Origin of the sequence: Salegentibacter flavus (assembly GCF_900115145.1) — a bacterium.
GTDB lineage: Bacteria > Bacteroidota > Bacteroidia > Flavobacteriales > Flavobacteriaceae > Salegentibacter > Salegentibacter flavus.
In genome coordinates this window covers 201,211-221,282 of record NZ_FOVL01000003.1, presented here as the reverse complement: position 1 = coordinate 221,282, position 20,072 = coordinate 201,211, and the positions used below count along the sequence as shown (strand labels likewise).

The following is a 20,072-nucleotide window of genomic DNA, read 5'->3' as shown; positions in this document are numbered from 1 at the left end:
GGGATGTATATCTCGGAGAGTGAAGGTGCCAACTTCTGGCTTCAGGTCCTGACCCATTTAAATAACCGTGGCTTAAAAGACATCCTGATTGCCTGTACAGACAATCTCACAGGCTTTAGCGAGGCTATTCATTCCGTTTATCCCAAGACCGATATTCAGCTATGTATTGTTCACCAAATCCGCAATAGCATGAAGTACGTTGCCAGTAAGGATCAAAAAGATTTTATGAAAGACCTTAAACTAGTGTACAAGGCAGATACCAAAGATCAGGCTGAAACGGCTTTACTGGATCTGGAAGAAAAATGGGGCAAGAAATATCCCATAGTGATCCGCTCCTGGAATGATAACTGGGACCGATTGAGTGCCTATTTTGAGTATACGGCGCCCATTAGGAAGCTCATATATACTACTAATGCCGTAGAGGGTTTTCACCGGCAGGTAAGAAAAGTAACCAAGACCAAAGGAGCTTTCACTAATGATATGGCGTTATTGAAGCTGGTTTATCTGGCTACCCAAAGAATTGAAAAGAAATGGAACGCTCCACTGCAGAATTGGGGCTTGGTAGTTCAACAATTAGCCATTAAATTTGAAGGCCGACTGGAGTTGGATTTAGCAACCAATAAAATGAAAAGCTAAATTTTCCTCCTCCGGGGGTACCCCCGGAGGAGGAAGGAGACAGAGTTGAGCTAACACTCCCGAGCCATCCGGTAGATGGCTCTTAAAATGGTATTTCAATTATAATTATTTCCGTTCATACATCAATAATCTGTGGTCTTCGGTATTTACCAAAGGATGTTTTTTAAGATCGATCTCGTAGATCCAACCTTCTTCTACGGTTTCAAAAATATCATATTTATCGTTTTGATCGTAACCGAATTGCTCCCTTGCATAATCCAACCAGGTCTTGTAGGATGGTACGTCCATAGGATTTTTATTAGTGGTTACTATTAGATAGTCTCCTTTTATCTCTACGTTATAACGGGCATTCGGACTGTTTTTAAAGCTACCTATCTCTACCCAGTTGCCTTCGTCCATTTTCGCAATGCTTAACTGGCTTAGATCATCAGGATTAAAATCTACAGCATAGACTTCATGAGATCGCCCATAATTATCTGCATTTGTAAGCGCGGGGACTGAACAGCTACCTAAACTTAAAAGGATTACAAGAAGTACAAGGTTTGTAAGAAAAGTTTTTTGAATTGACGTGACAATTGTAGGGTATGCCATTTTTGTAGGGATTTAAGAATATTTTTGTTAGTTAATGTCTTTTATAATTTTGCACAAAATTACGTGATAGCTTCCTTTCGTTGAATAAAAATCAATTATTTTAGTCATAAGGAGTATTTATTAGATAAAACTCAATGAACTCTTATAATTTGTGTTTTTTATCCGGGTAATGTGCATTTTGTAGATTAGAAAAATTCCACTGGATGTTTATTGTCAAAAATGTGGGATGATTTTTATAAGATTATCATAAGATCAGCTAAATTATCCTTCCTGCTTCTTGCTAAAACTTGTAAATTGCAGCAAAGCTTTTATTATGCAAAAGGACCTTAAACATTATCGCCAGTCTTATGAAAAGGATGAACTGGCTCATGACAATTTACCATCTGAACCTTTAGCTTTGTTTTCCGCCTGGTTTAAAGATGCAGAAGATCATCCTGAAATCGCAGAGCCCAATGCGATGAGCCTGGCCACAGTAGGGGAGGACATGGTTCCTAAATCCCGCGTAGTTCTTCTGAAATCCTTTAGTCTGGAAGGTTTTACCTTCTATACAAATTATAATTCTGAAAAAGGAAAAGATCTGGCCGCAAATCCAAAATTATGTGTGAGCTTTTTTTGGCCGGCACTGGAGCGTCAGGTGATTATTCGGGGTACAGCCACTAAAACCTCGGCTGAAAATTCTGATGAATATTTTAATGTACGGCCTCGCGGAAGCCAGTTAGGAGCCTGGGCTTCTCAGCAGAGCCAGGAAATCCCTTCTCATCAGTATCTAATCGATGAACTAAAGAAACTGGAAGAGAAATTTGGGGGTGGTGAAATCCCAAGGCCTGGCCATTGGGGTGGGTATCTGGTAGAGCCGTTTCATTTTGAATTCTGGCAAGGACGAAGAAATCGCCTTCATGACCGGGTTCAATATGAAAAAACTATTAATGGAGATTGGAAAATTAAACGCGTAGCACCATAATTATGAAAAGACTAACATTAGTTCGGCATGGGAAATCATCCTGGAAACACGATCTTCCGGATGATGAAAGACCTTTAAAAAAACGTGCTTATCGCGATGGTGATATTGTGAGTAGAACCTATAAAGAATTCTATACCCCGGATGCCCTGTTTTGGAGTAGCCCGGCAGTAAGAGCTTTGGAAACCGCAAAGATGTTTAAGGAACAACTCGGAGTGCCTGATGAAAATTTCAAAATAAAGGAGTCTCTGTATACATTTGATCAAGAAGATTTGCTGAAGATTATTAAATCCTGCGATGATAGTATAAAAAAACTGGTTGTCTTTGGCCACAACCCGGCAATGACTGGCCTTGTAAACCGACTTGGCGATAAAGGTCTTGACAATTTACCTACTACCGGCCTATGCGTTATAGATTTTGAAGTTGATTCCTGGAAAGACATTAAAAAAGGTAAAACCTTATTAACTTTAATTCCAAAGGAATTACGCTAATTTATGCCACAATACAAATATATAAACCGGGAACTTAGCTGGCTTCAATTTAATGCAAGGGTCCTCCAGGAAGCTGAAGATGAAACAGTCCCCTTGATTGAGCGTTTGCGTTTCCTCGGGATATTTTCTAATAATCTGGATGAATTCTTTAAGGTTAGATATGCTACTGTTAAGAGAATTGATCTTGCAGGCAAAGCCGGAAAAAGTGTTTTAGGGGGCATTAAGGCCAGTAAACTTCTGGAAAAAATCACGCAGATTGTTATTAAACAACAGGCTGAAAGTCTGGAGATCCTTGCCGATATCCAGCACCAGTTAAAAGCTCGTAATATTTACATCATTAATGAGAAACAGGTCTCACAGTCTCAGCAGAAGTTTCTCAAGGATTTTTTTCTTTCCAAAGTAAGTCCGGCCCTGGTTACTATTATTCTAAATGACCTTCCCGAAATTCCCAGTCTTAAAGATAGCGCTGCCTATCTTGCCGTGAAGATGGTGATGAAGGAAGAGAAATCGAATCAGAAAATATCGCAGTTGCTTGATCAACCGGTTCAGGAGAAAAAATATGTGCTCATCGAAATTCCAAGGAGTATAGAACGCTTCGTTGTGCTCCCGGAAGAAAATGGTAAACAGTATATCATTTTGTTGGATGATCTTATAAGGTTCAATTTGAATACTATATTCAACATTTTTGATTACGAGAGCATCTCAGCCCATATGATCAAAATTACCCGCGATGCTGAGCTTGATATTGACAGCGACCTTAGTAAGAGTTTTATAGAAAAGATTTCCAATAGCGTTAAGGATCGTATTAAAGGAGATCCCGTGCGTTTTGTGTATGATATGAATATTGCTGAAGATACGCTCACCTATCTTCTGAATAAAATGGGAATAGATTCTTCAGACAGTATAATTCCCGGTGGCCGATATCACAATCGGCGGGATTATATGAATTTCCCCAGCCTTGGAAGAAATGATCTTTTATATGAAATAATAGAAGCTTTACCTATTCCTGGTCTCCTCCTGCAAACAAGTCTATTTAGCGGAATTGCCAAAAAAGATTTTCTTCTATATACACCTTATCAAAGCTTTGCCTATACGGTAAAATTTCTTCGGGAAGCCGCACTGGATCCAAAGGTGAAAACCATTAAGATCACTATTTACCGACTGGCGAAGATCTCGCATATTGCCAGCTCTCTTATTAATGCCGTTAAAAATGGGAAGAAGGTCACCGTTCAAATTGAACTTAGGGCGAGATTTGATGAAGTTGCGAACATTCGCTATGCCGAACAAATGCAACAGGAAGGTGTGAATTTAATCTTTGGTGTTCCCGGCTTAAAAGTACACTGTAAAACCTGTGTAATAGAGCGGGAAGAAGAAGGAAAATTAAAAAGATACGGATTTATAAGCACCGGAAATTTCAATGAATCTACTTCCAGGCTGTACACCGATTATACATTATTTACCGCTCACCCCGAAATCCTGAAGGAAGTCAATAAGGTTTTCGAATTTTTTGAGATCAACTATAAGGTAAGTAAATACAGGCACCTGATTATATCACCACATTACACCCGAACTGCTTTGGTTAAATTGATTGATACCGAAATCGAAAATGCCCGGAACGGTAAAAATGCAGAGATAAAACTGAAGCTAAACAGCCTCTCAGATTACCCTATGATTAACAAGCTATACGATGCGAGCCAGGCAGGGGTAAAGATTAAACTGATAGTAAGGGGGATTTGCTGCCTTATCCCAGGAATTAAAGGTTTGAGTGAGAATATTGAAGCGATTAGCATTGTAGATAAATTTCTGGAGCATCCGCGTATTTTTATTTTTGAAAATGATGGAGACCCCAGGGTGTACCTTTCTTCAGCCGATCTTATGACCCGAAACCTGGACAACCGGGTTGAGATTTCCTGTCCGGTCTATGATCAAGATATCAGGAAGGAGATTATGGAAACCTTCGATATTAGCTGGCAGGATAATGTTAAGGCCCGGGTACATTCCGAAAATCAGGATAACGCCTATCGCAAAAATGAGAAACCGCGCCTGAGATCTCAATTTGCTTTATATGATTATTATTTTAAAAAAACACAAAACCCAGAGTCATGATAACCCAGAAAAATTATGCCGCTATAGATATTGGTTCCAATGCTGTGAGGTTATTGGTTTCTACTATTACTGAAAAAAAAGGAAAGGAAACCAGTTTCAGGAAAACTTCACTGGTAAGGGTGCCAATACGTCTTGGGGGCGATGTATTTGTTAGCCAAAAGATTTCTGATTCCAATATCAATAGGATGGAAGATACTATGCAGGCATTTAAACTGTTGATGAAATCCCACGGGGTAGAGAAGTATAAAGCCTTTGCGACTTCGGCGATGAGGGAGGCCAAGAATGGGAATGAAGTTGTAGAAAAGATAAAAGAGAGATCGGGGCTGGACATCGAGATCATTGACGGGAATCACGAAGCAGCGATTATTGCGGCAACCGATCTTCATAACCTTATTCAAAACAATAAGAATTACCTCTATGTAGACGTGGGTGGGGGGAGTACAGAGTATACTTTATATAGTAACGGGAAAAGCATCGCTGCAAAGTCCTTTAAAGTAGGGACGGTCCGTTTACTCAAAGACCTGGTGGAACATCAAACCTGGAATGAAATGGAAAATTGGGTAAAGGAAATCACTGCTAATTATGATGACATAGACCTTATTGGTTCCGGGGGAAACATCAACAATATTTTTAAGACCAGCGGAAAGAAAGAAGGTAAGCCATTAAGTCTTTCTTATTTGAAAAAATATAATGAGTTGCTTAATTCTTATACTTACGAGGAACGCATTACCGAACTAGACCTTAAAAATGATAGGGCCGATGTGATTATTCCTGCAGCCAGAATATATTTAAACGCTATGAAGTGGGCTCGCGCAAACCAAATATATGTGCCGAAAATAGGTTTGGCCGATGGCATTATAAAATCTCTGTACAATGAAGAGAAACGAAATTAACCGTGGATAGTCTCATCTTTGCCCAGGTCTTTCATTATCTGCGCTTCATATTCCAGTAATTCCTGCCATTTTCGATCTACTTCATTTCTATCTTCTCCGTATTGCCGGGCGAATTTGAGAAACATAGTATAATGATTGGCTTCGCTAACCATTAAATTCCGGTAAAATTCTGCTAGTTCTTTATCTTCCAGTTTTTCTGAAAGTAACCTGAACCGCTCGCAGCTTCGGGCCTCAATAAGGCCAGCGATGAGTAGCCGGTGTACCAGTTGGGTACTTCGGCTACCGCCTTTTGGAAAGAAACTACGCAATTTAATAACGTATTCATCTTTGCGTTCCCAACCAAGTTTCAGTCCGCGTTGCTGAAGTTTATCGTGAACCATCTTAAAATGCCCCATTTCTTCCCGGGCCAGCGCTGTCATTTCGTTTACAAGTTCCGGATGTTCTGGAAAAGTTACGATAAGGGAAATTGCCGTAGAAGCCGCTTTTTGTTCGCAATAGGCGTGATCTACAAGGATTTCCTCGATATTCTTTTCGGCGATATTTGCCCAGCGTGGGTCTGTGGGTAGTTTTAATCCTAACATAGCTATACGTCTAAATCAAATGTGCTTCTTAATTTATCGAGCAGTGGGTTTTTTTCTTTCAGCTTGTTGTATTTCTCCATCGGGGTAAAGGCAAAGGTTTTGGCCTTTGTTTCATTAACCTTAACGACCAGGCTAATTTCAGTGTTTTGAAGTTTCTTTTTCAAAAAACCCATTAATTTGTTTTTCTCTTTCTCAAGGTCAATCTTCATACCTTCATTAGGCATTTCCAGAACAATGTCTAGCCCTTCTAAACTCGGAAGGTCGGTTTCAAGGATGGAAGCCAGTATTTTTTCTCCGCGTTGCTTTAAGCGATGAACATACTCATCCCAGGCCGCGTGTAACTGCGTCTCGTTGAATTCCTGGGTTAGCTTTTCGGGTTCTTTAGGTGCATTTTCCTGTTGCTTGGCTTCCAGTTCTTTTTTCTTCCGAATACTTTTAAGAGAAAGTCCCGAAACCTTTTCTTTCTGTAAGCCATCATTATTTAGACCGGACTTAGGTTGAGCCGAAGTTTCGCCAGAACTGTCAGGTTCCTGGTTATTTCGCCCTGGGGAAGCTTCTTCAGAATTACTGAATTCTGGATTTTCTTCTGAAACGCCAGCTGCAGGGACATCCTCGGAATAATACTTTTTATTGTTGTCGCTCACACAATGCCCATCTATTCCATCGGTGTTTGCCTGGGGAGAGGGTAGTTGAGATTCCTGCGGCGCGGCCGGAGCTTCTTCCTGATGTTCATTTTCCCGAACCAGCTCTTTTTCTTCCGAAGAAAGCTTTACAGAGGCTTCTTCATAGTAAGTCGCCGGAATTATTGGCTGTTCAAACTTTTTTTTTTCTCCATCAAAAGTGATGGAGGCGAGCTGCATAAGACAAAGTTCCACCAGCAATCGCTGGTTCTGACTGTTCTTGTACTTTAAATCACAATCATTGGCAAGATCAATGGCCTTAATAAGAAAGGGATGACTGGTTTTATTAGCCTGTTCGAAATAACGGGATTTGGTTTGTTCTCCAACTTCCAGCAGTTGTATGGTTTTTTGATCTTTACAAACCAGTAAATTTCTGAAATGGGAAGCAAGGCCCATTATAAAATGATGACCGTCAAAGCCACTGGATAAGATCTCGTTGTAAGTTACCAACAGACCTGGAATATCGTTTTCCAGAATAAGATCGGTAACTTTCATATAGGTATCGTAATCTAAAACGTTCAGGTTTTCGGTTACGGCCTGCCGGGTAAGATCTTTCCCGCTAAAACTTACTACACGATCATAGATGGAAAGTGCATCCCGCATTGCGCCATCGGCTTTTTGTGCGATGATGTGAAGCGCATCCTCTTCGGCATTTACCCCTTCCTGTTCTGCGATATAGGCCAGGTAATTTTTAGCATCTGTAACGGTGATCCGTTTAAAATCGAAGATCTGGCAACGCGAAAGTATGGTGGGTATTATTTTATGCTTTTCGGTGGTGGCAAGAATAAATATGGCGTGTTTTGGTGGCTCCTCCAGGGTTTTTAAAAAAGCATTGAAGGCCGATTGAGAGAGCATGTGCACCTCATCAATAATATACACCTTATAATTTCCAACCTGTGGAGGAATACGAACCTGGTCGATAAGGTTTCTTATATCGTCTACAGAGTTATTGGAGGCGGCATCCAGCTCAAAAATATTGAATGCAAAATCTTCATCGGGACTTTGGGTGCCATCCTGATTGATCATCTTAGAAAGGATACGGGCACAGGTGGTTTTACCCACGCCACGAGGTCCTGTAAACAATAAAGCTTGCGCTAGATGATTGTTTTCAATGGCATTCTTTAAAGTATTAGTAATAGCCTGCTGGCCCACGACATCTCTAAAGCTTTGTGGCCTGTATTTTCTTGCCGATACTATAAAATGTTCCATCGAAATTATTTGAACAACAAATATAAAAATAGCCGGCTTAAGTCCTAGAAACATAGGCCTATATTTTTAATTTTCTGGCATAAAAAATGAATTAGTCTACCGAATCATAAAAGCAAGGAATTTAAATTATCTTTGCAGCTTAAAGCAGGCCGCCTTATCGCTGTTCCTTTAGAGGGATGGAGGAAAGTCCGGACACCACAGGGCAGCATAGTGGGTAACGCCCACCGGTTCCGTCCCGATAGCTATCGGGTTAGGGATTAGGACAAGTGCAGCAGAAAGGATGTACAGGTAATGCTGTAGTGAAATCAGGTAAACTCTATGCGGTGCAATGCCATGTAAACCGGTGCTTGCAGACGGCCCGTCTGCTACCGGAGGGTAGGCAGCTCAAGGTTTTTGGTAACAAAAACTTCAGATAAATGATAAGGGGAGTCTGATTTTTTCAGGCTTTACAGAATCCGGCTTACAGGCCTGCTTTATTTTTTATTCAATAAACTTTTCGACCAGGCTATAGCCTCTTCCATATTGGTGAAAATATCAAAAGGAATCGGAGAAAATTGCTTTTCAAAATGGGCGGTTTTTTGTCCCTTTGACTCATTGGTAACTATTGCTATTCCAACCAGATCATCGAGATTTTTTAAACCGAAATAAATAGTGGGATTTACATTGTAGGCCACCCTGCGGTTGGAAATATATACAAATGGTTGAAAATTAAAAACTACGTTGCATATCTTTAAAATCTGTTCCACGTGATGATCTTCAAAAATCACATCTTCTTTTACATTTGAGATCACATAATTACTATAAAACTCAAGGCTGGTATCCTTAAGCTCTATAGTTTTTAACAAAGATTCCATGTTGATAGGCTTTTACTCAAAAAAGCTAAAAACCGAACTTCCGTATTTTCTGGATTCTTTAAAATGTTCCAATTCAGAAAGATCAGTATGCTTTGAGTGTTCTAATATGAGAATTCCGCCTTCAAGGAGGAGCTCTTTTTCGAAAATAAGATAAGCAATTTTCTGAAAAGCATCAGGTTCAAAATCATAGGGTGGATCGGCAAAGATGATATCTGCTTTGATTGGCGCCTTTTCGAGATATTTATAAACATCGCTTTTTATCACATTAATGTTCATATCGAGTTCCGTAGAAGTCTTTTTTATGAACTTTACGCAATCAAAATTCTCGTCAACAGCGGTGATGGCAGAAGCGCCCCGGGAAGAAAACTCATAGGCGATATTTCCGGTGCCCGAAAACAGGTCAAGCACCTGAAGCCCGTTCAAATTAAAGCGATTATTCAGAATATTGAATAGGGCTTCCTTGGCCATATCTGTAGTGGGCCGCACGGGTAATTTTTTGGGAGCAATTAGTCGTCTCCCTTTGTGTTTTCCTGAAATGATTCGCATTAGAATGAATTTAAAAGAACAAATTCAGCTTCAGCTTGCTGCTTTTCTTCTGGTTTACTGAAAGTCTTTTTTGTGCTGTGTTCGGTAAGGCTTATATTTTTTATATAGGTGTAAGCAAGTTGATATAAGTCAGACTCTTCAGAAATCTTTCCGAAAATCTGTAGATCAAATTTTTCGGGATCAAGGTTCAGCTGTTCCGCAGTAAAAAGGAGATAATAAAGAAAGTCTTCCGGGGTTTCATACTGGAAGCTGTTACAGAAGAGAAGCTTGCCTTCTTCAATAACAACAAGATCGTAGCTGCCCGATTTATTATAAAGGTAAACGCGCGGGGAATTGTTTTTTTCTTTTTTCAGTAAATTTTCCAATAAAACTGAAATACTGTGTTTGTATTCAAATTCGCCATACTTGTCAAAGAAATAATTTATGATATTGGCGTAGGGAATATAAACACAAACAGCCCTGGCAGTGTTTATTTCATCGTGGGCTATAAAATCTGTTTTAAGTATCCTGGTATTGAATTTAAGATAATTTGAGGCCTGTTCTTCAATAAAAAGCTTTGAAGGAACAAGAGTATATAAGGGATTATCAAAGATCAAACTTATTTCGCCTATGTTTTGCTGAAGCGCCTTTTCATTTTGGTATTCCCGTTCTATCTTCTGAAGAATCTTCACTGGGTCTAGTTGCCGTTCAAAACTCAGCTTTTTAAAAAAGATGAATTCTTCCTGTTTAGTATCCAGAATACAAAAAGAAAGTCCATCCAGGCTAACCTGAATGGACAGTTTTAAGTTTGTTTGGGTTTGTTTATTCGTCACCATATACTTTTGGCCAGTTTCCAGTGGTTTTAATCTCTTCCATAGAGCCCACCCTGATGTAACGGCCGTTCACATCGTCTACCGATTGGATTTCGTTTTCCTGAAGAACAAGGTCTCTGTCCTGGTCTGCAAGAACAATGCTTTTAGCAACTTTGGCTTCAAACACAGGAATATCTCTGTCTCCTTTTTTCATGGTTCCTGCTTCAAGTTCAAATTTTGCATCTACACCTTCTATAGGCACATTGATCATTTCGGTATAACGCTCTCGGTCTCCTTTAAATAAGGAATCTTTAACGGGTACGAAGTCAAGAGTATCAATAATCACTTTTTCAATGTATTCATCAACCCCATAAGTCTTTTTGTATTCTTCGTCCAAAATAACAGTATCTCTTCTTTGAGTAATGGCAAATTCAGCAGTGTCAAGAAATTGCACCAATTTGTCAAAATCTCCCTGGAATTGTCCGGTAACCTCCATGTAGGCAAGTTCTGCCTCACGGATATCCTTTAGGTTTTCAATTACTTTGGCGTAGCGTTTTTGTTTAACCTTGTCGAATTGAATTGGTTGGTAAACTGCATCAAAGGTAAGGTAGGCCAGACCAATGATCACCACCCAAAGAAGTAATTGAATTGCAAGTCTCATGCTTTCGTATTTTTTAAGATAATATTAGTGTTTCACGACAAATCTACAATTTTTTTTTATTCGTAAAAGTTTCTTCCCTAAAAATCCATTCCTATCTTTGAATTTTGACAATTTCCTATGAAAGAACTCACTTCGGCTGGTTTTTATAAGCTTCTTTTAGACGACCTGGGTTTTCCCGCCAAGGCGAAGCAGGATATCGCCCTACAACAGCTTGCAGACTTTGTGAATTCCAATTCCACGGAATCTATTTTTATGCTAAAAGGCTTCGCCGGAACCGGTAAAACCACAATAATAAGTACCCTGGTAAAAAATCTTTGGAAGATCAAAAAATCAGGGATCTTGATGGCACCAACCGGAAGGGCCGCAAAAGTGATCGCCAATTATTCCAAAAAAGAAGCCTTTACAATACATAAGAAGATTTATTTTCCGAAAAAATCAAGAGGTTCGGGGGTGCAATTTGTACTTCAGCCTAATAAGCATAAGAACAGCATTTTTATAGTAGATGAGGCCTCGATGATCTCAGATACTCCCGGAGAGTCCAAGCTAATGGAAAACGGTAGTCTGCTGGATGATCTCATTCAGTATGTATATTCCGGGCATAATTGCAAATTAATTCTAATTGGGGACACCGCACAATTGCCACCCGTGAAGATGGAAATAAGCCCTGCGCTAGAAGCCGATAAACTTCAATTTGCCTATAACAAAGAGGTCCAGCATATTGAACTGGACGAAGTGGTGCGCCAGGCAGAGGAAAGCGATATTCTTCTGAATGCTACCCGAATTAGAGAATGTCTTCAGGATGGCTTTTATGAGAGTTTTAAATTTCAACTCAGCTCTAAAGCCGATGTGATAAGGCTTCGGGATGGATATGAGATTATGGATGCTATAGAGGAGTCTTACTCTAATCTTGGCCACGAGGAAACCAGTATTATTGTTAGATCGAACAAAAGAGCTAATCTTTATAATGAACAAATAAGGTCGCGCATTCTCTTCCAGGAAGAAGAGATTTCGGCGGGGGATTATCTTATGGTGGTGAAGAATAACTATTTCTGGATAAAACCCAGCTCAGAAGCAGGTTTTATAGCTAATGGCGATATCGTAAAGGTTCTCGAAATCTTCAGCATAAAGGAGCTCTATGGTTTTCGTTTTGCCGAGGTTAGGGTTCAAATGGTAGATTACCCCAATATGCGACCTTTTGAAACCGTGGTGATGCTGGATACCTTAACCAGTAATACGCCTTCGCTCACCTACGACGAATCCAACCAGCTTTACCAGGAGGTGATGAAAGATTATGCCGATGAAACTTCTAAATACAAGAAGTTTATGAAAGTGAAGAACAATAAATTCTTTAACGCTTTGCAGATCAAATTTTCTTATGCGATGACCTGTCATAAATCCCAGGGTGGGCAATGGCATACTATATTTATTGAGCAACCTTACCTGCCCGAAGGCGTTGGAAAAGAATATTTACGTTGGCTCTATACCGCCATTACCCGGGCCACCGATAAATTGTATCTTATCGGTTTTAAAGATGATTTTTTTACTGAAAATTAAAAATACTTAACCGTGAACAACCCACTTAGAATAATAGCTATGGTCCCCGCTCGTTATGAGGCTTCCCGTTTTCCGGGGAAGTTGATGCAGGATCTGGCCGGAAAGACTGTAATTAGAAGAACTTATGAAGCCGCCTTAAACACTAATTTGTTTGAGGAAGTTTATGTAGTGACCGATAGTGATGAGATCTTTGCAGAAATAAAGTCTTTTGGAGGAAAGGCGATAAAAAGCAAAAAGGAACACGAATGTGGCAGCGATCGTATCGCCGAAGCGGTAATGGATATGGACGTAGACATTGTGGTAAATGTGCAGGGTGACGAACCTTTTATCGACAAAGAAAGCCTGGTTAAACTTCTAAATGTTTTCCGGGAAGATGATGCCGGAATTATTGACCTAGCTTCATTAAAAACCGCCATGTCCGGAAGTGAAGAGATCACCAACCCAAACAATGTAAAGGTGATCACTAATAAAAATGATTTTGCACTTTATTTTTCAAGGTTTCCGATTCCTTACCCAAGAAATACCGAAGCAAGGGTTACCTATTTTAAACATGTAGGGATTTATGCTTTCAGAAAGCAGGCGCTTATAGATTTTTACAGCTTCCCGATGTTATCGCTGGAAGCCGCTGAAAAAATTGAAGCCATACGTTACCTGGAATACGCGAAGAATATTAAAATGGTGGAAACCTCACATCAAACCATTGGGATCGATACTCCAGAAGACCTGGAGAAGGCACGTAAGATGTTTAAGGATTAATTGTTCAGAGCTTGCTTGTAGGTGCTAAGCGCACGTTCCCTTGCTTCCTTATGGTCTATCATGGGTTGCGGGTAATCTTCGGTGTCGTATTCCTGAACCCATTTTTTGATATATTTCCTATCCTTATCAAATTTTTCAATTTGAGTGGTAGGATTAAAAATTCTAAAATATGGCACAGCATCTACGCCGCTGCCTGCAACCCATTGCCAGTTCCCCACGTTAGAAGCCATTTCGTAATCCAGAAGTTTTTCGGCAAAATAGGCCTCACCCCAGCGCCAGTCAATGAGCAAATGTTTGCAAAGAAAACTCCCAACCAGCATTCTCACTCTATTATGCATAAAACCAGATTCCTTTAGTTGACGCATTCCGGCGTCTACTAATGGATAGCCCGTTTTGCCGGTTTTCCACCTTTCATATTCATCTTCGTTATTTCGCCATTGAATGCGGTCGTACTTCTTTTTGAAAGCATTGGTTAGCGTTTCGGGATTGTGGTATAAAACCTGCATAAAAAATTCCCGCCAAATCAGTTCTTCAAGAAAAGTTTTATTGCTTTCGGCATTGGCCTTTTTTACCATTTTACGAACGCTAACTGTTCCGAAGCGCAGATGAGGACCAAGTCTGGAAGTACCATCTTTTCCCGGTATATTTCGAGTGTTTTCGTATTGCTGAATTAAAGTAGGCGTCACATCATATTCCGGGACTTTAATTTCTGAAGATTTAAAGCCAATATCCTTTAAACTTAGATTCGGTAATCTCGTATTTTTGACGATATTATCTAAATATTGGCTGGTATAATGAATTTTAAGATCAAGTGACTTAAACTGATCTTTCCAAACTTTCATGTATGGCGTATATACAATATACGGATCGCCATCTTTTTTAACTACTTCATTTTTTTCGAAAATAACCTGATCTTTAAAAGTGCTGAATTCAATATTATTTTCGGAAAGTAAATCGGCTATTTCTTTATCTCTTTTTTTGGCGTAGGGTTCGTAATCGTGATTAGTGAATACTTCAACAATTTCATACTCCTTAATTAACTGCTGAAAAATGTTTTTTGGTTTTCCGTGATACATCGCGATAGAACTGTTACAATCGTCCTGAAGTTCTTTTCGCATTTGCTGAAGCTGCTCGTGGATAAAAGTCACCCGGGCATCATCCTGAGGTAATTTACCAAGGATTTCAGTATCGAAAATAAAAATTGGCAATACCGGATTTCTGGATTTCAATGCTTCGAGAAAACCGACATTATCGTCTAACCTAAGATCACGTCTAAACCAAAAAATATTCACTTTTTTACTCATTTACGAAATATTTAATGTCGAAAGTCCGCCGTCTACGCCTATAACTTGTCCCGTAATCCAGCTGTTTTCTTTACTTAATAAAAAGATGGCTGCGTTAGCAATGTCTTTCTTTGTTCCAACTCTTTTTAAAGGATGCTTTTCGCTCATTTTTTCCTTTTTAGAGTCATTCGATAATAATTTTTCGGCTAGAGGCGTAGCGGTTAAAGATGGCGCAATCACATTCACGCGTATTTTAGGAGCATATTCAGCTGCCAGCGATTTCGCAAAACCTTCAATGGCACCTTTCGCTGCAGCAACGCTGGTATGAAAAGGCATGCCGACCTTTACGGCCACGGTGCTAAAAAACACCATACTTGGATTTTCAGCATTTTTTAATTTTGTGATTAAAGCCTGAACTACTTTTACCAAACCCAAGAAATTTAGGTTCATGTCATCCTCAAACTCCTTATATTTTAGCATTTTAAAAGGTTTCAGGTTAATGCTTCCGGGGCAATATACCAATCCGTGGATTTCTTCCGGTAATTCCAAATCTTGAATGTTATCTTTTAAAACATCAAATTCTAAATGTTCAACATTATCATTTAATTCACCTTTATTTCTAGAAGCGACAATCACCTTATTTTCTTTAGCGAGTTGGTTGGCGATTTCAAGGCCTATTCCTGTAGAACCGCCAATAAGTAAAATATTTCTTTTCATAATCTTTTCTATTTAGGCTAAAACATCCTGTTTCAGAGTATAATTTTTAGTCTTAGATTCATCATACTCACCAAAGAGTTCCACGAGTTTTTTCTGCCGGTAATCAAAGATTTCTTTGAGTTTTGGAGCAATCAGGATAGGATGAATGATTTGTCCCAAAGGGCCGAAGGGCAATTTGTAATCTACAATATCTTCCATCTCTACGCCACCCGGGATTTCCTTTAAAAAATGTTTGTGGTGCCAAAGAGAATAAGGCCCAAATCGCTGCTCATCTACAAAATACGCTTTGTCTTTAACATGCGTAATCTCGGTGACCCATTTGGTTTTAATTCCCGCCACCGGGGTCACTACATACTGAATAATTTGCCCCGGAAACATAGGGCGATCTGCGCCTGCGATAATATTAAATCCCATATAATCTGGCGTGATCGTCTTTAAATTACCCGGACTGGAGAGGAAATCCCAGGCTTTCTCCGGGCTTATAGGGATTTTTTGAACCGTTTTTAAGGTGTAGATTTTCATTCTAAAGATATTTACTTGCAAAATTAAGCCGAGTTTTGTTTGAAATAAAATAATTATAGTTAAACAAAATATAAATGAAACCTACCGGATTTTGATTTTATAATCATTTTCTCGGTATATTTGATTGAACTAAAAAACACTAAAAGATGAAAAAACTAATTCTATTCTTATGTACAGCCGGAGTTATGAGTGCTGCTCAAGCCCAGGTACAGGCACCACAACCCAGTCCGTTTACTAAAATTGAACAGAAAGTTGGTCTTACCGATGTCACTTTAGAATACTCCCGTCCCGGAATGAGAGATCGTGAAATTTTTGGAGACCTGGTTCCCTTCGGTGAAGTGTGGCGTACAGGAGCCAACGAGAATACCAAAATTACTTTTAGTGATGATATCACTATTCAGGGTAAAGAATTAAAAGCGGGAACTTATGCTATCTATACAATTCCAAAGGAAAACGAATGGGAAGTCCTGTTTTATTCCGATGCTTCTAACTGGGGAAATCCTGTGGAATGGAAGGAAGAAAAAGTAGCGTTAAAGGCCACAGCAGAATTAATGGAACTTCCTTTTGAAATGGAAACGTTCACCATTTTAATAGACGATCTTCAAAATAATTCTGCCTCTCTTAATTTTATATGGGATACTACATTGGCGAGTTTAACTTTCGATGTCCCTACCGAGGCTAAGGCTATGGCCAGTATTAAAAAAGTTATGAATGGACCGGGAGCCGGAGATTACTTTGCGGCTGCCAGTTATTATCATGATGAAAAGAAAGATCTTGAAAAGGCCTACGAATGGATCAATAAATCTGTAGAAATGGGAAACAACGCATATTGGGTGTTAAGAAGAAAATCTCTTATTGAAGCCGATCTAGGTAAAAAAGAAGAGGCCATAGCGACAGCGAAGAAATCCTTGGAAGCCGCAGAAAAAGCTGGAAATCAGGATTACGTAAAAATGAACAAAGACTCTCTAAAAGAATGGGGAGCTTTGTAATTTAAATTTTTGAAAAGAAAGCTGTTTGAAGGATTCAGTCTTCGTCAGGAGAGGCGATTTTGAAAACCTTTCGAACAGCTTTTCTTATTTTATCCTCTGAATTTAAGACTCACAACTAGAGCAATTCACCATATTGGCTATAAATTCTTTTGAAACACTTTGGCTTCTTTGGTAGTAAAGCGTTTTTACACCCAGTTGCCAGGCTTCTATCATTAATTTATTTACCTCCCGAACCGGAAGGTCTGAAGGAATATTAAGGTTTAAACTTTGTGCCTGATCGATATACTTTTGCCTAACGGAGGCTTGCTGAATAATTTCTAACTGACTTATTTCTTTGAAGGTTTTAAAAACCATACGCTCTTCATCATTTAACTCATTTAAATGTTGCACGCTCCCGTGATTAAGCATGATGCTTCGCCAGGTTTCTTCGGTATCCAATCCTCTTTCCTGGAGTAATTCTTTCAAATATTTATTCTTCCGCATAAAATTGCCTTTTGCAAGTCCTGCCTTATAGTAATTGCTGCTAAAAGGTTCGATTCCCGGTGACGCCTGCCCCAAAATAGCAGAAGAGGAGGTAGTAGGTGCCACGGCCATCAAAGTGGTATTTCTTAGACCATAATCTTTTAAAACTTCCGGTTCACCGTAAATATTCGCCAGCTCCTTACTCGCTTTAATAGCTTTTTCATTGATATCTTTGAAAATTGAATTCGTTAGGCCTTTGGCTTTTAATCCCTCAAAAGGAATTCTGTTCTTTTGGAGATAGGAATGCCAACCCATAACGCCAAGTCCTAAGGCTCTATGCCTTTTAGCGAAATTATTGGCAGAGGAGAGGTAGTAATTGTCTTCTGTTTTTGCGATAAATTCCTGTAAAACTGCGTCTAAAAAGTAAATAGCCAGTTTTACCGCTTCAGTGTCTTTCCATTCGTCGTAAAGTTCCAGATTCATTGAAGAAAGACAACAAATAAAGGATTCATTTTCAGTTGATGGCAGCGCGATTTCTGAACATAGATTGCTGGAATGGATTGTATAATTTTTATCTTTATAAACTTGGGGTTTAAACCGGTTAATATTGTCTTTAAAGAAAATATAAGGTAACCCTTTTTGTTGCCTGCTTTCCAGAACCTTCGCCCAGATTTCCCTCTTTTCCCGATCACCATCAATCATTTCCTGCATCCAGTAGTCGGGGACACTTACACCGTAAAATAAATTTTGAATAGGGTTTCCGATATTTTTTATTTCCAGGAATTCTTTAATATCGGGGTGATCTATATCCAGATAAGCTGCAAAAGCCCCGCGACGGACCCCGCCCTGGGAAATGGTATCCATCGCCGTGTCAAAAAGTTTCATAAAACTGGTGGCACCACTGCTTTTTCCGTTATCGGTTACTGCGCTTCCGCGGCCTCTTAATTCTCCAAAATAGCCGGAAGTACCGCCACCAATTTTTGTTTGCATAATCACCTCGCCCAGTTTGTGAGTAATGCCTTCAATATTATCTGGTACGTACACATTAAAGCAGGAAATGGGTAAGCCCCGCTCAGTGCCCATATTGGCCCAAATTGGCGAACTCAAACTCATCCAGCCACGTTCTATCATTTCAATAAATGCTTCAGCCAATTCTGGCTTGTAAAGTCTTTTAGCTGCTGCATTTGCTACGCGCTCTATAGCTGATTTTGCGGTTTCTCCTTTTAATAAATAACCACGGTTAAGTATTTGCTGGCTTTCTTCATTGAGCCACCAAAGGCGTTCCTGTTGTGTTTCTTTAATTATTGTTTCAGACATTTTGCTGGATTTTAAGGTGAAATAATTCTGCAGAAAATTCTTTAAAAAAGATCATCTGCGGTGATACTTTTATCGTGCTTGGTATAGTCTACCGGGCGTTTAGCGAAAAAATCGTCTAGACTGTTAGCGAAAACTTCTTCCTCAAACCACAGCATCGCTTTATAGTCGTATTCTGAAACGAAGTAGAGTTTTTCCAAACCAATTTTTTCAAGGCTATCGTCTACACGATATTTCATAAAATTTAGGAGGTCTTTCTTTTTGCATTGTTCTAAGGAGCCATCAGCAAAGATCCAATCAAGAATTTCAGATTCTACTTCCATAGAATGAGCTACGATCTCTCTAATTTTAGATTTGGTTTCTTCATTAAAGAATTCGGGAAATTCATTTTTGATCTGATTTACAATATAAATTCCTGCATTAGCGTGAATTTGTTCGTCTACCGAGGTCCAGGCGATAATATTGCTCACATTTTTCATCACTCCTTTAAATCGGCTAAAGGAAAGAATAATAGCAAACTGACTAAAAAGGGAAACATTTTCGATTAAAATTGAAAATAAAATAAGGGAAAACACGTATTTTTCGTCATCTGAAGATTTTGTATTCGATAAAGCTTCAGAGAGATATGCGACCCTTTTTTTGATAACCGGGGTTTCAATTAATTTTTCAAATTCATTATTATAGCCCAGCACTTCAAGCAAGCGGGAATAAGCTTCAGAATGTCTGAATTCACATTCGGCAAAGGTACTTCCCAGTCCGTTAAACTCTGGTTTTGGCAGGTGTTGGTAAAGGTCACCCCAAAACGATTTTACGGCTACTTCAATTTGGGCAATCGCAAGGAGACTTTTTTTAATCACCTGCTTTTCATTTTCGCTAAGATGCGAATGAAAATCCTGAACATCGGCAGTAAAATCTACTTCAGAATGCACCCAGAACGAACGGTTTATAGCTTCAGTAAATTGAAGGATTTCAGGATATTCGAAAGGTTTATAGTTTACCCGTTTTTGAAAAATACTCATATTACTTTTTTTTAGTTTCCAATTCAAAAGCATTAAAGCAAATTTGTGTCTAGGGGAAAGTGAAGATGCGGAGACCCGCAAAAATGTTATCCTGGACATTTACTTTTTATGCGAAAGCAAAAGTCAGCCCGTTGGGAAGGTAACCTGGCTTGTAGATAAATCTACTTTACAGTTGCGCAACAGCTCATGATTCTCACATGATTCCCCTTGTTTATTACAAAAAGTAATACCCGCTGGTATGATTTTACAAAAGTAAAGTTATCAGGAATAAGCTGTAATTTTAGAATTTGACTGGTGAGTTATAAACATAGTTTTTCACAACTTGGTTTTCTGGTAAGAATAAGACTTGGAATGGAAAACTTCTTGAAATATATTTCAATATAAATAAAATATGGGCCAGATAACGAGCTATTCCTGTTGGGAGTATCGAACAATTGACCTATAACTATTAGAAAATAG

General features: G+C 39.2%; 20 protein-coding genes, 1 other RNA gene and 1 riboswitch. Of the genes, 9 read left to right on the top strand and 12 right to left on the bottom strand.

Annotated elements, in window-relative coordinates; translation table 11 throughout:
* Positions 1–636: IS256 family transposase (locus BM266_RS04515; RefSeq protein ID WP_139220593.1), on the top strand; the 636-nt coding region annotated here is incomplete at its 5' end.
* A 105-nt stretch (positions 637–741) separates the two neighbouring features.
* Here the strand turns inward: BM266_RS04515 and BM266_RS04510 are convergent.
* A complete protein-coding gene (locus tag BM266_RS04510) occupies positions 742–1,227 on the bottom strand; it encodes a hypothetical protein (protein ID WP_093406391.1) in 486 nt (161 codons plus the stop codon).
* Between the two features lie 313 nt (positions 1,228–1,540).
* On the opposite strand from BM266_RS04510, the gene pdxH reads away from it, so the two are divergent.
* Genes pdxH through BM266_RS04490 form a run of 4 tightly spaced genes read left to right on the top strand, consistent with a single transcriptional unit; the run spans position 1,541 to position 5,675 of the window.
* Positions 1,541–2,188, top strand: coding sequence for a pyridoxamine 5'-phosphate oxidase (gene pdxH, locus BM266_RS04505; RefSeq protein ID WP_093406388.1), 648 nt, complete (start codon positions 1,541–1,543; stop codon positions 2,186–2,188).
* Between the two features lie 2 nt (positions 2,189–2,190).
* Positions 2,191–2,676: a SixA phosphatase family protein gene (locus BM266_RS04500; protein ID WP_093406386.1), complete on the top strand. Its 486-nt coding sequence runs from the start codon at positions 2,191–2,193 to the stop codon at positions 2,674–2,676.
* Between the two features lie 3 nt (positions 2,677–2,679).
* The gene (gene ppk1, locus BM266_RS04495) at positions 2,680–4,782 is read left to right on the top strand and encodes a polyphosphate kinase 1 (RefSeq protein WP_093406383.1); all 2,103 of its coding nucleotides are present in this window, start codon (positions 2,680–2,682) and stop codon (positions 4,780–4,782) included.
* Entirely contained in the window at positions 4,779–5,675 is an 897-nt protein-coding gene (locus BM266_RS04490; RefSeq protein WP_093406381.1) for a Ppx/GppA phosphatase family protein, read from the top strand. Before ppk1 ends, BM266_RS04490 begins: the two co-directional genes overlap by 4 nt.
* Here BM266_RS04490 and miaE read toward each other — a convergent pair.
* Both miaE and BM266_RS04480 read right to left on the bottom strand, forming a co-directional pair.
* The gene (miaE, locus tag BM266_RS04485; RefSeq protein ID WP_093406378.1) at positions 5,672–6,256 is read right to left on the bottom strand and encodes a MiaE family protein; all 585 of its coding nucleotides are present in this window, start codon (positions 6,254–6,256) and stop codon (positions 5,672–5,674) included. The two genes, BM266_RS04490 and miaE, sit on opposite strands and share 4 nt — an antisense overlap.
* 2 nt (positions 6,257–6,258) lie before the next feature.
* The gene (locus BM266_RS04480) at positions 6,259–8,145 is read right to left on the bottom strand and encodes a DNA polymerase III subunit gamma/tau (RefSeq protein WP_093406448.1); all 1,887 of its coding nucleotides are present in this window, start codon (positions 8,143–8,145) and stop codon (positions 6,259–6,261) included.
* Positions 8,146–8,286: 141 nt separating this feature from the next.
* On the opposite strand from BM266_RS04480, the gene rnpB reads away from it, so the two are divergent.
* An RNA gene (gene rnpB / locus BM266_RS04475) (RNase P RNA component class A) lies at positions 8,287–8,624 on the top strand.
* On the opposite strand, the gene BM266_RS04470 is transcribed toward rnpB, so the two are convergent.
* The 4 genes from BM266_RS04470 to BM266_RS04455 are packed head-to-tail and all read right to left on the bottom strand — an operon-like array spanning position 8,619 to position 10,997.
* Entirely contained in the window at positions 8,619–8,999 is a 381-nt protein-coding gene (locus tag BM266_RS04470; protein ID WP_093406375.1) for a SpoIIAA family protein, read from the bottom strand. The genes rnpB and BM266_RS04470 overlap by 6 nt on opposite strands.
* Positions 9,000–9,011: 12 nt before the next feature.
* The gene (locus tag BM266_RS04465) at positions 9,012–9,545 is read right to left on the bottom strand and encodes an RsmD family RNA methyltransferase (protein WP_093406373.1); all 534 of its coding nucleotides are present in this window, start codon (positions 9,543–9,545) and stop codon (positions 9,012–9,014) included.
* The gene (locus BM266_RS04460; RefSeq protein ID WP_093406370.1) at positions 9,545–10,360 is read right to left on the bottom strand and encodes a DUF3822 family protein; all 816 of its coding nucleotides are present in this window, start codon (positions 10,358–10,360) and stop codon (positions 9,545–9,547) included. The genes BM266_RS04465 and BM266_RS04460 overlap by 1 nt, the downstream gene beginning before the upstream one ends.
* On the bottom strand, positions 10,347–10,997 hold the full coding sequence (locus BM266_RS04455) for a hypothetical protein (RefSeq protein ID WP_093406368.1): 651 nt from the start codon (positions 10,995–10,997) through the stop codon (positions 10,347–10,349). Before BM266_RS04455 ends, BM266_RS04460 begins: the two co-directional genes overlap by 14 nt.
* 117 nt (positions 10,998–11,114) lie before the next feature.
* On the opposite strand from BM266_RS04455, the gene BM266_RS04450 reads away from it, so the two are divergent.
* Together BM266_RS04450 and kdsB are read left to right on the top strand one after the other, a co-directional pair.
* Complete coding sequence (locus BM266_RS04450) at positions 11,115–12,551, top strand: ATP-dependent DNA helicase (protein WP_093406365.1); 1,437 nt, start codon at positions 11,115–11,117, stop codon at positions 12,549–12,551.
* A gap of 39 nt (positions 12,552–12,590) precedes the next feature.
* Positions 12,591–13,307 (top strand): 3-deoxy-manno-octulosonate cytidylyltransferase, encoded by a 717-nt coding sequence (gene kdsB / locus BM266_RS04445; RefSeq protein ID WP_093406363.1) that lies wholly within the window; start codon positions 12,591–12,593, stop codon positions 13,305–13,307.
* Here the strand turns inward: kdsB and BM266_RS04440 are convergent.
* The 3 genes from BM266_RS04440 to BM266_RS04430 are packed head-to-tail and all read right to left on the bottom strand — an operon-like array spanning position 13,304 to position 15,829.
* Entirely contained in the window at positions 13,304–14,611 is a 1,308-nt protein-coding gene (locus BM266_RS04440) for a cryptochrome/photolyase family protein (protein ID WP_093406360.1), read from the bottom strand. The two genes, kdsB and BM266_RS04440, sit on opposite strands and share 4 nt — an antisense overlap.
* The gene (locus tag BM266_RS04435) at positions 14,612–15,307 is read right to left on the bottom strand and encodes an SDR family NAD(P)-dependent oxidoreductase (protein WP_093406358.1); all 696 of its coding nucleotides are present in this window, start codon (positions 15,305–15,307) and stop codon (positions 14,612–14,614) included.
* Between the two features lie 12 nt (positions 15,308–15,319).
* On the bottom strand, positions 15,320–15,829 hold the full coding sequence (locus tag BM266_RS04430; protein ID WP_093406355.1) for an SRPBCC family protein: 510 nt from the start codon (positions 15,827–15,829) through the stop codon (positions 15,320–15,322).
* Between the two features lie 146 nt (positions 15,830–15,975).
* On the opposite strand from BM266_RS04430, the gene BM266_RS04425 reads away from it, so the two are divergent.
* On the top strand, positions 15,976–16,818 hold the full coding sequence (locus BM266_RS04425) for a DUF2911 domain-containing protein (RefSeq protein WP_093406353.1): 843 nt from the start codon (positions 15,976–15,978) through the stop codon (positions 16,816–16,818).
* Between the two features lie 102 nt (positions 16,819–16,920).
* On the opposite strand, the gene BM266_RS04420 is transcribed toward BM266_RS04425, so the two are convergent.
* On the bottom strand, positions 16,921–18,597 hold the full coding sequence (locus BM266_RS04420) for a ribonucleoside-diphosphate reductase subunit alpha (protein ID WP_093406350.1): 1,677 nt from the start codon (positions 18,595–18,597) through the stop codon (positions 16,921–16,923).
* Positions 18,598–18,638: 41 nt separating this feature from the next.
* Positions 18,639–19,613, bottom strand: coding sequence for a ribonucleotide-diphosphate reductase subunit beta (locus BM266_RS04415; protein WP_093406446.1), 975 nt, complete (start codon positions 19,611–19,613; stop codon positions 18,639–18,641).
* A gap of 116 nt (positions 19,614–19,729) precedes the next feature.
* Positions 19,730–19,863: riboswitch (cobalamin riboswitch) on the bottom strand.
* Positions 19,864–20,072 lie beyond the last annotated feature (209 nt).

Excerpts from the sequence above, each read along its gene's own strand:
- pdxH (WP_093406388.1), top strand. The coding sequence starts at position 1,541 with ATGCAAAAGGACCTTAAACATTATCGCCAGTCTTATGAAAAGGATGAA.
- BM266_RS04435 (WP_093406358.1), bottom strand. The coding sequence starts at position 15,307 with ATGAAAAGAAATATTTTACTTATTGGCGGTTCTACAGGAATAGGCCTT.
- BM266_RS04510 (WP_093406391.1), bottom strand. The coding sequence starts at position 1,227 with ATGGCATACCCTACAATTGTCACGTCAATTCAAAAAACTTTTCTTACA.
- BM266_RS04490 (WP_093406381.1), top strand. The coding sequence starts at position 4,779 with ATGATAACCCAGAAAAATTATGCCGCTATAGATATTGGTTCCAATGCT.
- BM266_RS04420 (WP_093406350.1), bottom strand. The coding sequence starts at position 18,597 with ATGTCTGAAACAATAATTAAAGAAACACAACAGGAACGCCTTTGGTGG.
- miaE (WP_093406378.1), bottom strand. The coding sequence starts at position 6,256 with ATGTTAGGATTAAAACTACCCACAGACCCACGCTGGGCAAATATCGCC.
- BM266_RS04460 (WP_093406370.1), bottom strand. The coding sequence starts at position 10,360 with ATGGTGACGAATAAACAAACCCAAACAAACTTAAAACTGTCCATTCAG.
- BM266_RS04425 (WP_093406353.1), top strand. The coding sequence starts at position 15,976 with ATGAAAAAACTAATTCTATTCTTATGTACAGCCGGAGTTATGAGTGCT.
- BM266_RS04415 (WP_093406446.1), bottom strand. The coding sequence starts at position 19,613 with ATGAGTATTTTTCAAAAACGGGTAAACTATAAACCTTTCGAATATCCT.
- BM266_RS04480 (WP_093406448.1), bottom strand. The coding sequence starts at position 8,145 with ATGGAACATTTTATAGTATCGGCAAGAAAATACAGGCCACAAAGCTTT.
- BM266_RS04450 (WP_093406365.1), top strand. The coding sequence starts at position 11,115 with ATGAAAGAACTCACTTCGGCTGGTTTTTATAAGCTTCTTTTAGACGAC.
- BM266_RS04440 (WP_093406360.1), bottom strand. The coding sequence starts at position 14,611 with ATGAGTAAAAAAGTGAATATTTTTTGGTTTAGACGTGATCTTAGGTTA.
- BM266_RS04430 (WP_093406355.1), bottom strand. The coding sequence starts at position 15,829 with ATGAAAATCTACACCTTAAAAACGGTTCAAAAAATCCCTATAAGCCCG.
- BM266_RS04470 (WP_093406375.1), bottom strand. The coding sequence starts at position 8,999 with ATGGAATCTTTGTTAAAAACTATAGAGCTTAAGGATACCAGCCTTGAG.
- BM266_RS04465 (WP_093406373.1), bottom strand. The coding sequence starts at position 9,545 with ATGCGAATCATTTCAGGAAAACACAAAGGGAGACGACTAATTGCTCCC.
- BM266_RS04455 (WP_093406368.1), bottom strand. The coding sequence starts at position 10,997 with ATGAGACTTGCAATTCAATTACTTCTTTGGGTGGTGATCATTGGTCTG.
- ppk1 (WP_093406383.1), top strand. The coding sequence starts at position 2,680 with ATGCCACAATACAAATATATAAACCGGGAACTTAGCTGGCTTCAATTT.
- kdsB (WP_093406363.1), top strand. The coding sequence starts at position 12,591 with ATGGTCCCCGCTCGTTATGAGGCTTCCCGTTTTCCGGGGAAGTTGATG.
- BM266_RS04500 (WP_093406386.1), top strand. The coding sequence starts at position 2,191 with ATGAAAAGACTAACATTAGTTCGGCATGGGAAATCATCCTGGAAACAC.